Below are 10,090 nucleotides of genomic sequence, written 5' to 3'. Positions count from 1 at the left end.
TGGAAGAAATCAGCTGAGGTGTGAAAGTGAATCTTTCCTTGCAAGTGAGACCGGAAGACGTTCTAATCCTCTTAAAAAAGCATTTTTTCTCCATTTCAACTCTTCTGGCGTTACCGTAAGTTCAATTTGCGGAAATCGTTTCAGCAGTGCGTTAAACGCAATTTGTCCTTCCAATCTTGCCAGCGGCGCTCCTAAACAGAAATGTATCCCAAAGCCGAAAGAGATATGCCGATTAGGTGTTCTGGTTATATCGAATGTTTCTGGATTTTCGAATCGTTCAGGATCTCGATTGGCAGAACCGATTCCTATAAAAATCATGTCTCCCTTTTTGATAGAGTGGCCTTGGTAGGAGAAATCTTCAATGGCCCACCGATTTGCCATCATAACGACAGGGGAGGTGTAGCGCAGCAATTCTTCAACGGCTGTATCTATCATTTCAGGATGCAGTTTCAGTTTCTCTAATTCTTCCTTGTGCTGAAGCAATGCAAGCATGCCAGATCCGATTAAGTTAACCGTCGTTTCAAGTCCTGCTACCACCAAAAGGAACAGCATAGAGTAAAGTTCTTTTTCACTTAACGTTTGGCCGTCTTCTTCAGCATGCACAAGTTTACTAATCAAATCGTCTTTTGGCTGTATTCTTCTTTCATGAATGAACTTGCCAACATAGTCTTTAAACTCCCGTAGAGCCTGATTGGTCAGTTCTCGGTTGGCCTCTGAAGTATCAACCATGGCATTGGTCCATATTTGAAACTGTGCCCGTTCCTCTTTCGGTATGCCCATCATTTCAGAAATCACGATAAACGGTAACGGAGATGCAAAGGATGCCATGAAGTCTGTTTCATTTTCTTTTTCCATTTCATCTAACAATCGTTCAGTAATTTGTTCGATGCTGATGCGTAGATTTTCAATGGTGCGGGGGGTAAATGCTTGGTGAACCAGTGACCTTAAACGAGTATGGTCAGGTGTGTCTTTTGCCAGCATATGATCTGATACAAAATCAACGTCTTCACTGACATTGAGCATTTCAATTTGTTCTTTGCTCATTACGTTTTTAACGTCTCTTGTAATTCGGTTGTCTTTAAGAAATGCCATGCAATCATCGTAACGGGTCATTAACCACGCCGGATATGTACTTCCAAAACGGTGTAATTCGAATCGATGAATGGGTGCGTGTTCCCTAAAACGGCCTAAAACTGAAAAGGGGTTTTCATGAAACTCTTTAGCATGCGGATGAAACATCAAATTTTCCATTTTTCATTCTCCTCGCCTAATAGATGAAGACAGATGCATTTATTCAGTTTAGACCAGATGTAAAAGAAAGCTTTGCGCAATCTGTATAACAGAATCCCATTGGAAACGACAACCTGTTATGTCTAAAACTATATATCTATTTTAGGTGCCGTTCAATAGTTTTGGGACGAAAATATCGGCTTGCGGGGAAGGAAATGATTCCATGCAAACAAGCGCCTTTGGAGCAATGTCAAAGGCGCTGTATTCTTTCGACCAGGTGAAAGTTTCTTCATTTGTTTTGTACATCAATAGTATATACCGCACGATCTGTCAGTACCTTCAATCCGCCATTTTCTTGGTGAATGTGAATATCCCCTAATAAAGGAATTTCATAAGCGTTCTGCGGAAGCGGTACGTCTCCAGCTTCAGTAAAGGTTGTTCCTTCGCCTTCCAGGACGAGTTCGTCATTTGCAACATAGTCGTCAGGGTGGTTTGCGCTGCGTATGCCCACTTTTTGAAGGTGAAGAACAATCTGATCCAAATCTGAAATCTCGTCTTGGTTATTGGTCAGTTCGCCTTTTCTAATATCAAGCGTCTGGCCGATCCGCTCTCTCAACCATTCAGAAAGCTCAGTGTTGTTGAGTGCCATCAGTCATTCCTCCTTTTGATCTATACTGTAACTATTCCCAATTGTTTTATGTTTTACACTCTGCTGGGATATACCGGCTTATGTATGCTAAAAAACACTGCTGACCCTTTAACGAACCAGCAGTGTTCACGAAGATTATGAAATCTTATTCACCAGGAATAGCTTTCTCAGCATTGATTGCTCCGGCACCGTAAATATTCGGGTCTTCGCCTGTCCATTTATCAGCCCCATTTTTAAGCAGCTCTTTCACTTCATCCGGCGTAAGATCTGGATTTTGCTGGAGTATTAAGGCGGCGATTCCCGCGCAGATCGGCGTTGCCATTGATGTCCCCGACATTGTAAAATACTGAGACCCTACACGGCTTGATTTTTGCAGCTTATCGATATATGAATTCGGTGAGCGAAGGGAAATGATGTTTACGCCCGGTGCTAAAATATCGGGCTTTTCTTTCCCGTATACAGTCGGTCCGCGGCTTGAGAAAGAAGCAACTGTATCATCTTCGCTGCTTACTGTATTGTTATCGTCAAACGCGCCGACAGTAATGACTTTTTCGCTTACACCAGGGCTTGAAATTGTCTGCAGATCAGGGCCTGAATTTCCGGCAGCAACACAGACGACAATCCCGGCGTTCCAAGCTTCTTCAACTGCTTTGACTAATGGATCTTCCAGTTCATTGTCATAACGCAGCGCATCGCCGCCAAGGGACATGCTGATAATATCAATTGGTTCATCCGGATTGTCCTCATTATATTGAATACACCATTCGACGCCTTCAATAATGTCCGCTAACGTGCCTGAACCTTGTTTGTTCAGCACTTTTACTCCGATTAAATTGGCTTCCGGTGCAGGTCCGCGGTATTGGCCGGAAGATGACGCGCCGCTGCTTGCGACATCACCTGCGCAGTGTGTGCCATGTCCATTATCATCATACGGCTCTGTTTTTTGGTTTACCATATCGGCAAATCCAATAATTCTTCCCTCTAAGTCAGGGTGCGGGTAGATTCCTGTATCGACGACTGCGACTGTAACGCCTTTACCGCTTAAGGTTTGCCCGCTTCTGACGACTTCCTTTGCATGGCTTGCTTCGGCTGCTGTGTCAAGAAGCGCTTTAACTTCGCGGTTTAAATACACTTTGCGAATATCGCTGCATTCAGAAAGAAGAGAATGCAATGCTGAAGGGGTAACCTCTGCGCTGCAGCAATTGATTTTGTTAAAACGGTTTTTTAGCTTGCTGCGTTTTTCTTTTTGTAAAACCTGTCCCGCCATTTGAAAGCCGGCCTCATGGCAGCCTTCCTCGAATTCAATGATGACCGACATTTTTTTTCTGTTTTTTAATTTAGTTTCAAAAAACTGATGTAAAAAGCAAGGAGTCCACTTGAAGGGCTTGTAGAGCTGCAAGACGCTTTCACGCAACGGCCAATCAAGCTTATGAGCGTTTGCTCTCACCATTTGTACCATAGAGTAGCCAAACATCGATTTTCCTCCTATTATGATGTTCTCTGTATACTCTATGAGATGATCATATGTTTGGTAAGTTTGTTTGTCCTTTAGAGGAGGCGGACAAGAGTTTGTTTTTATGAATCTTTTGAATCTGATACGAAAGAATCATGTGTACTGTTAATCATTGGGTATTGAAAAGGAACGTTTGTTCGTATTATCATTTATATATATCAAACAGGAGGGAGTGATAATCGTATGAATATCTTCTTACGCCGGTCTTTGGAAGATCAGATACCAATCAGCATTATATATATGAAGAAAGACGGCACCATAACAAAAAGAACGATTATCGTCAGGCAGAAAAGCAAAACACAAATTAAAGCTTTTTGTTTTACGAGCCATCAGATCAGAACGTTTTTATTAGACTCTATCCTCTCCTGTGACTTTGTGCGAACAAGGAAGCAAGAACCCCGGTTCGCAGGACTATAACAGGCTGTCCGATTATGCATCCCGGACAGCCTGGTTTTTAGTAAAACCTTCCTTATTCCTCTATACATTTAATTACCAAGTGAGGTTATTCCTACCTTTTCTGTTTTTCCTCTCAATCTTTTTTCACTGATATTTGAATATAACCGCTGATAAATGTGACATTCAATTGATTTTTTGAAACCGGGAACTTTTTCACTGATGATATGGTGTATACAATGGTAAGATAAAACCTATTGACTATACCTCATATAATGAACCTTGCCATTCTTGTGAAAGGAGTTTAACATGAGAAGATTTTTACTAAATGTCATATTCGTCTTAGCCATAGTCTTATTCATAAGATATGTTCATTACTCATTAGAACCTGAACCATCTAACCAGCCGGATACATATTCAAATTTCAGCAGTCTGGCAGAGAATGAGGACCCTGCTGATTATGATATTTCTTATCAAGAGAAAAAAGGGAGCAAAGTTTTAATCATGTCTCCGCACGGCGGAAGAATTGAAGGCGGAGTAAGTGAGCTTGTGCGTTATTTCAACGATGACTACTCGACTTACCTGTTTGAGGGCTTAAAGTCACATGATAATCAAACGCTGCACATTACAAGCACCAACTTTGATGAGCCATTGGCTGAAGAGAAGATCAAGGAGCACCAGTACGTTGTCGCTTTTCACGGATATAAAGGAGAAAAGAAAAATACACTTGTCGGAGGAACAGACCGTAAGCGGGCGAAAATGATTGTCAGAGCTCTTGAAAAAAGAGGGTTTTCCGCTGAATTAGCGTCCTCTCAAAGCGGCCTTGCAGGATTAAGTGCAGATAACATTAATAACCGGGGGGAAACCGGGCTGAGTATCCAGCTGGAAATCAGCCGTGAACAGAGAGAAGCCTTTTTTGATGATTTTTACTATAAAGATAGGAAATACACGAAAACCAGTGAATTCTACTCTTATGTCCGGGCGATAAAACATGTACTTGAAAAAGAATATTCCTAATAAGCAAATCAGAGGACAAAATCAAGGAAGATCAGTAGACTGAAATGGAATCCATTGAAGGAGGCAATCAAATGGCAGATCATCATTTTTATCTAAAAGCGAATTGGCCGGGAAAACGCAATGATGTCGGCACAATCGAAAGCGGGAATCTCATTACGTCTATTTCTATTCCTAAAGAAATGGACGGACCGGGGGAGGGGACCAACCCGGATGAAATGCTTCTCGGGGCAGCGGCAACCTGTTATATTATTACGCTTGCTGCTATGATGGAAAGAAGCGGACTGGAAAAAGAAGATCTGCAGATGGAATCAGAAGGCATAGTCGATGTGACAAGAGGGATCTTTACATACAAAAAAATCATTCACCGCCCCGCAGTAGTCCTCAGACACGATGCCTCAGAACAAGACGTTGCGTTAGCCCGCAAGCTTTGTGAAAAAGCGGAGTCTTCCTGCATGATCTCACGAGCCATTCAAGGAAACGTCGAACTGCAGCTGGAGGCTTCTGTAAAAATATCGGAGCAATCATAAAAAAGCAGACGGTCACTGACAGGCCGTCTGCTTTTTTTCTTTATTAGGGGCTTTTGACTGATTTAACAGCACAACGCCTGCAATAACGAGTGTCAGCCCAAATATACCCTTCAAGCTGATGGTTTCGCCAAAAAGCAAAAAACCGACTACCGCTGTAAGCGCCGTCCCGATACCGGACCAAGTGGCGTAAGCGCTTGATAAGTCTATGGTTCTTAAAGAAAAGCTTAAAAACGTGAAGGCGGACAGAAATCCGGCAGCCACTCCGATAATAGGCCAGAATTGCGTAAAGCCTTCGGAGAGTTTGAGCATTGTGCTCCCAAATACCTCAGATAATATGGCAAGAGCCAAATAAAGAAATCCTCTCATATACAACACTCCCTTACTGCCAATTAAGCAGCACAACACCTGAAATTAATAGACCAATCCCAATAAATCCTTTTACATTCAGTTTTTCCTTGAAAAATTTCGCACCGATAACGGCCGTCAGCACCGTACCCACGCCGCTCCATGTCGCATATGAAAGGCTTAGAGGGATGCGGTTTAAAGTAAGCGACAGCATATAAAAAGCAAGGGAATAACCAATCACGACCAATGCACTCGGCTTCCACTTTTTGAAGCCGTCAGACACTTTCAGCATGGCCGCTCCGATTGATTCTGAGCATATGGCAATTGTGAGGAATAAGTAACCGACCATCATCGTAATCCTCCTCACTCAAAATATGATAAATGTAAGGTAATGAAAAGATCATCAGCTAGAAAAATATTAGTGCAAACCTATGTATGAGTCAAGAGATTCATTTCAACTCAGATTCGGGGGATAAAAAAGACCCCTTTTATAAGGGGTCTGCCGGGTTTAGTAGTAATATGGGTACGGAGGATAAGGATATCCGCCATAAAAATAAGGGTTAAATAAAGCACTTCCTACAAGTCCGCCTACCAGCCCCCCAAAAAAAGGTCCTCCGTAAAATCCAAACGGCCGTCCAAAGCCATAGCCAAACCCAGGTCTTCCAAATCCAAAACCTGGCCGTCCAAACCCGTAGCCGAACCCTGGTCTGCCAAAGATTCTTGCATCATTTTCGTCAATGAAATATTCCACTTCGTTCATTTTTTCTTTCCTCCAATAATAAAGTGTAGATGATGCAGTGTATTCAGCCTACCCAAATTTGATTGGGCGTTCAGCTGAAAAAGAAGGAGAGTGAATTCATTGGGCCTGTATCAGTCTGACTGGGCCACGGCGCCGCCTCACGTACATGCTTATCGTGCTAAAACAACCGGTGAACAGGGGCATTATCATATCATTGAAGGTTTTACTCAGCCGGCTAACGGAACGAATACGGATCGCCATACACACTACTTCACTGGGATTACTTCGTTTGAAAATGGCCATTTCCACCGCTATTACGGGATCTCGGGCCCTGCCATTCCCAGGGCTGACGGCACACATTATCACGAAATTGAAGAAAACACTTATCTCGCTTATAACGAGCCGATTCAGATCCGTTACGGAGGTGTTGTGTACGATCCCCGAAATCACAGCAAAAAAACGCATCGCCATCATTTGAAAGGCAAGACACGGGAAATCGTCGGAAATGAGCCTCTTGGCTGGTAGAAGAGATGTTTACTGCTGCAAAAAAAGGGCAAAATGGATAGGTGGTTATATATGATGAGTGCTATAATGGGGGGAGATTTGTAAAAGAGAGTGATACATAGTGAAAAATAACAAACAGCCCGTTGTCATATTAGTCGGACCAACGGCAGTGGGGAAAACCAATTTAAGCATTCAGCTTGCTAAGGGTTTGAACGCGGAAATTATCAGCGGGGATTCCATGCAGGTTTATAAAGGAATGGACATCGGGACAGCTAAAATCTCTGAACAGGAGATAGAAGGTGTGCCGCATCACCTGATTGACATTCTAGACCCGGCAGATTCTTTTTCCACCGCGGATTATCAAGGCTTGGTCAGAAATAAAATCAGCGAAATCGCAAAAAAAGGAAAGCTTCCGATGATTGTAGGCGGTACGGGGCTTTACATTCAATCCGTCCTTTACGATTATACCTTTACGGAAGAGGCGAACGATCCGGCGTTTCGGGAAGAAATGCAGAAGGCTGCGGCGCAGGAGGGGGCTGAATTCCTTCATGCTAAGCTGGCTGCGGCTGATCCGGAGGCAGCAAAAGCGATTCATCCGAATAATACAAGAAGAGTGATTCGCGCGCTGGAGATTTTACATACATCTGGTAAAACGATGTCGCAGCATTTAAAAGAGCAAAAGCGGGAGCTGCTGTACAATGCTGTATTAATCGGGCTTACAATGGACAGAGACACGCTTTACGAAAGGATTAATCAGCGAGTCGATCTGATGATGGAAGCCGGACTTCTTCCGGAAGTGAAACAGCTCTACGACCGAAAATTGAGAGACTGTCAATCGATACAGGCGATCGGCTACAAGGAGCTGTACGCATATTTTGACGGATTTGTGACACTTTCTGAGGCTGTCGAGCAATTAAAACAAAACTCCAGACGGTATGCGAAACGCCAGCTGACGTGGTTTCGCAACAAAATGCCGGTTGACTGGTTCGATATGACCCCGCCTGTTGATATGGAGCTGAAAAAAAAGGAAATTTTCACACATATAGCAGGAAAACTGCAACTTTAATCGAAACTGTATGATATAGAGAATCAAGGAGGACGAAACATGAAACCGATTAATATTCAGGATCAGTTTTTGAATCAAATCCGCAAAGAAAATACGTATGTCACTGTTTTTTTACTGAACGGCTTTCAATTGCGCGGCCAGGTGAAAGGCTTTGATAACTTTACCGTATTGCTAGAATCGGAAGGTAAGCAGCAGCTTATATATAAACATGCGATCTCAACTTTTGCACCGCAAAAAAACGTCCAGCTTGAATTAGAATAGACCATAAAGATAAAAACGAAATTGAAAAACCTCGGGCTGAAAGCCCGAGGTTTTTTGTGTCGCAGAAGTTCCTGTAGAGATTACAAAAAATATAGGAAATTGGTTATTTGTGTAAAACTCCTATTGTTGTACAATGATTTGTGATCATGCTGGAAAGGGGAGAGGAAAATGATTCACAAACGAAAACGTGCCATATCATGCGGTCTGGTGTTTTTCTTAACATTACTGTTTGTCACGCTGCCGGTATCTAAAACTTGGGCTGCAAGCGTAAATGGCACGCTGATGCAGTACTTTGAATGGTACCTGCCTAATGACGGACAACATTGGAAACGCTTGCAAGAAGATGCGGGGCATTTATCTGAAATTGGAATCACTGCTGTATGGATTCCGCCTGCATACAAAGGAACGAGTCAATCTGACAATGGATATGGCCCATATGATTTGTACGATTTAGGAGAATTTCAGCAAAAAGGGACGATGCGGACAAAATACGGCACAAAACCGGAGCTTCAGTCAGCGATCAGCTCCCTGCATTCGCAAAACATCCAAGTATACGGTGATGTTGTTTTGAATCATAAGGCAGACGCGGATGCAACGGAAGATGTAACCGCGGTCGAAGTGAATCCAAACGATAGAAATCAGGAATCATCAGGAGAGTATCAAATAAAAGCATGGACAGGCTTTCATTACCCGGGCCGCGGAAGCACGTACAGCGATTTTAAGTGGCATTGGTACCATTTCGACGGAGCGGATTGGGACGAATCCCGAAAGCTGAACCGCCTCTATAAGTTTCGAGGGGATGGAAAGGCATGGGATTGGGAAGTATCAAGGGAAAACGGCAACTACGATTATTTGATGTATGCAGACGTCGACTATGATCATCCGGATGTTGTCGCAGAAACGAAAAGATGGGGTACCTGGTATGCAAACGAGCTTCAACTCGACGGTTTTCGGCTCGACGCTGTTAAACATATTAAATTTTCTTTTCTGAGTGATTGGGTAAAGGCAGTCAGACAATCAACAGGAAAGGAAATGTTTACAGTTGCAGAGTATTGGCAAAATAACCTGAACGAGCTCGAAAACTATTTGAATAAAACTGATTTTAAGCAATCTGTTTTTGATGTCCCGCTTCACTATCATTTGCAGGCTGCATCCTCACAGGGGGGCAGCTATGATATGAGACATTTGCTGGACGGCACTGTCGTATCAAAGCATCCGATGCAAGCGGTAACATTTGTGGAAAATCATGATACACAGCCGGGACAATCCTTGGAGTCGACTGTACAAACATGGTTTAAGCCCCTCGCTTATGCCTTCATCTTAACAAGAGAGGCTGGTTATCCGCAGGTTTTCTATGGAGATATGTATGGAACAAAGGGTTCATCGTCAAGGGAAATTCCGTCGCTCAAAAATAAAATAGAACCCATTTTAAAAGCGCGTAAACATTATGCATACGGGACCCAGCATGATTATTTTGACCATGAGGATGTGATTGGCTGGACGAGGGAAGGTGATCAATCGGCCGCCCAATCAGGATTGGCTGCATTAATCACAGACGGTCCTGGCGGGTCAAAGAGGATGTACGTCGGAAAGCAAAATGCCGGCGAGACATGGTATGACATTACTGGGAACCGCTCCGATCCCGTTACGATTCATTCTGATGGATGGGGAGAGTTTCATGTAAACGGAGGTTCAGTATCCATTTATGTACAGAAGTAAGAAAGGGAGGGGCTGAAAGGCTAACACAGCAGCCTCTCTTGTTTTTTATCTTGCGTGGTCTTTTTTATAATGAGAACATAAGAAGGGGGAAAGTGTATATAATGTAAAAAATTTGAACGAAAGAGGA

13 protein-coding genes are annotated in these 10,090 nt (G+C 43.2%); 7 read left to right on the top strand and 6 right to left on the bottom strand.

Annotated elements, in window-relative coordinates:
• Nucleotides 1-9: 9 nt before the first annotated feature.
• The 3 genes from M1D69_RS11640 to M1D69_RS11630 form a co-directional block, all read right to left on the bottom strand.
• Complete coding sequence (locus tag M1D69_RS11640) at nt 10-1,251, bottom strand: cytochrome P450 family protein (RefSeq protein WP_458106012.1); 1,242 nt, start codon at nt 1,249-1,251, stop codon at nt 10-12.
• Nucleotides 1,252-1,519: 268 nt separating this feature from the next.
• A complete protein-coding gene (locus M1D69_RS11635; RefSeq protein ID WP_024121485.1) occupies nt 1,520-1,879 on the bottom strand; it encodes a hypothetical protein in 360 nt (119 codons plus the stop codon).
• Nucleotides 1,880-2,024: 145 nt separating this feature from the next.
• Nucleotides 2,025-3,353 (bottom strand): S8 family peptidase, encoded by a 1,329-nt coding sequence (locus tag M1D69_RS11630; RefSeq protein WP_458106013.1) that lies wholly within the window; start codon nt 3,351-3,353, stop codon nt 2,025-2,027.
• Nucleotides 3,354-3,575: 222 nt separating this feature from the next.
• On the opposite strand from M1D69_RS11630, the gene M1D69_RS11625 reads away from it, so the two are divergent.
• From M1D69_RS11625 to M1D69_RS11615, 3 genes are all read left to right on the top strand, one after another.
• Nucleotides 3,576-3,809 (top strand): hypothetical protein, encoded by a 234-nt coding sequence (locus tag M1D69_RS11625; RefSeq protein ID WP_458106014.1) that lies wholly within the window; start codon nt 3,576-3,578, stop codon nt 3,807-3,809.
• Nucleotides 3,810-4,094: 285 nt separating this feature from the next.
• A complete protein-coding gene (locus M1D69_RS11620; protein WP_458106015.1) occupies nt 4,095-4,802 on the top strand; it encodes a poly-gamma-glutamate hydrolase family protein in 708 nt (235 codons plus the stop codon).
• 71 nt (nt 4,803-4,873) lie between these two features.
• Complete coding sequence (locus M1D69_RS11615; protein WP_458106016.1) at nt 4,874-5,329, top strand: OsmC family protein; 456 nt, start codon at nt 4,874-4,876, stop codon at nt 5,327-5,329.
• A 12-nt stretch (nt 5,330-5,341) separates the two neighbouring features.
• Here the strand turns inward: M1D69_RS11615 and erbB are convergent, their stop codons facing one another.
• The 3 genes from erbB to M1D69_RS11600 form a co-directional block, all read right to left on the bottom strand.
• Entirely contained in the window at nt 5,342-5,695 is a 354-nt protein-coding gene (gene erbB, locus M1D69_RS11610; protein ID WP_024121490.1) for an SMR family multidrug efflux transporter EbrB, read from the bottom strand.
• A gap of 13 nt (nt 5,696-5,708) precedes the next feature.
• On the bottom strand, nt 5,709-6,026 hold the full coding sequence (gene ebrA / locus M1D69_RS11605) for a multidrug efflux SMR transporter subunit EbrA (RefSeq protein WP_458106017.1): 318 nt from the start codon (nt 6,024-6,026) through the stop codon (nt 5,709-5,711).
• A 156-nt stretch (nt 6,027-6,182) separates the two neighbouring features.
• Nucleotides 6,183-6,434, bottom strand: a complete 252-nt coding sequence (locus tag M1D69_RS11600) for a hypothetical protein (RefSeq protein WP_024121492.1) — start codon at nt 6,432-6,434, stop codon at nt 6,183-6,185.
• Nucleotides 6,435-6,524: 90 nt separating this feature from the next.
• On the opposite strand from M1D69_RS11600, the gene M1D69_RS11595 reads away from it, so the two are divergent.
• The 4 genes from M1D69_RS11595 to amyS all read left to right on the top strand — a co-directional run bounded on the left by M1D69_RS11595 (nt 6,525) and on the right by amyS (nt 9,963).
• Nucleotides 6,525-6,938: a YmaF family protein gene (locus M1D69_RS11595; RefSeq protein WP_458106018.1), complete on the top strand. Its 414-nt coding sequence runs from the start codon at nt 6,525-6,527 to the stop codon at nt 6,936-6,938.
• Nucleotides 6,939-7,038: 100 nt separating this feature from the next.
• Nucleotides 7,039-7,983 (top strand): tRNA (adenosine(37)-N6)-dimethylallyltransferase MiaA, encoded by a 945-nt coding sequence (gene miaA, locus M1D69_RS11590; protein ID WP_458106019.1) that lies wholly within the window; start codon nt 7,039-7,041, stop codon nt 7,981-7,983.
• A 39-nt stretch (nt 7,984-8,022) separates the two neighbouring features.
• On the top strand, nt 8,023-8,244 hold the full coding sequence (gene hfq, locus M1D69_RS11585) for an RNA chaperone Hfq (protein WP_003221097.1): 222 nt from the start codon (nt 8,023-8,025) through the stop codon (nt 8,242-8,244).
• Between the two features lie 168 nt (nt 8,245-8,412).
• Complete coding sequence (amyS, locus tag M1D69_RS11580) at nt 8,413-9,963, top strand: alpha-amylase (RefSeq protein ID WP_458106020.1); 1,551 nt, start codon at nt 8,413-8,415, stop codon at nt 9,961-9,963.
• The last annotated feature ends 127 nt before the right edge of the window (nt 9,964-10,090 follow it).

This window comes from Bacillus sp. PK3-037 (assembly GCF_054161355.1).
This window is presented reverse-complemented; position numbering and strand designations above follow the sequence as displayed.

What these genes read in the sequence shown, in the direction of transcription:
- M1D69_RS11640 (WP_458106012.1), bottom strand. Translation starts at nt 1,251, where the DNA reads ATGGAAAATTTGATGTTTCATCCGCATGCTAAAGAGTTTCATGAAAAC.
- M1D69_RS11635 (WP_024121485.1), bottom strand. Translation starts at nt 1,879, where the DNA reads ATGGCACTCAACAACACTGAGCTTTCTGAATGGTTGAGAGAGCGGATC.
- M1D69_RS11630 (WP_458106013.1), bottom strand. Translation starts at nt 3,353, where the DNA reads ATGTTTGGCTACTCTATGGTACAAATGGTGAGAGCAAACGCTCATAAG.
- M1D69_RS11625 (WP_458106014.1), top strand. Translation starts at nt 3,576, where the DNA reads ATGAATATCTTCTTACGCCGGTCTTTGGAAGATCAGATACCAATCAGC.
- M1D69_RS11620 (WP_458106015.1), top strand. Translation starts at nt 4,095, where the DNA reads ATGAGAAGATTTTTACTAAATGTCATATTCGTCTTAGCCATAGTCTTA.
- M1D69_RS11615 (WP_458106016.1), top strand. Translation starts at nt 4,874, where the DNA reads ATGGCAGATCATCATTTTTATCTAAAAGCGAATTGGCCGGGAAAACGC.
- erbB (WP_024121490.1), bottom strand. Translation starts at nt 5,695, where the DNA reads ATGAGAGGATTTCTTTATTTGGCTCTTGCCATATTATCTGAGGTATTT.
- ebrA (WP_458106017.1), bottom strand. Translation starts at nt 6,026, where the DNA reads ATGATGGTCGGTTACTTATTCCTCACAATTGCCATATGCTCAGAATCA.
- M1D69_RS11600 (WP_024121492.1), bottom strand. Translation starts at nt 6,434, where the DNA reads ATGAACGAAGTGGAATATTTCATTGACGAAAATGATGCAAGAATCTTT.
- hfq (WP_003221097.1), top strand. Translation starts at nt 8,023, where the DNA reads ATGAAACCGATTAATATTCAGGATCAGTTTTTGAATCAAATCCGCAAA.
- amyS (WP_458106020.1), top strand. Translation starts at nt 8,413, where the DNA reads ATGATTCACAAACGAAAACGTGCCATATCATGCGGTCTGGTGTTTTTC.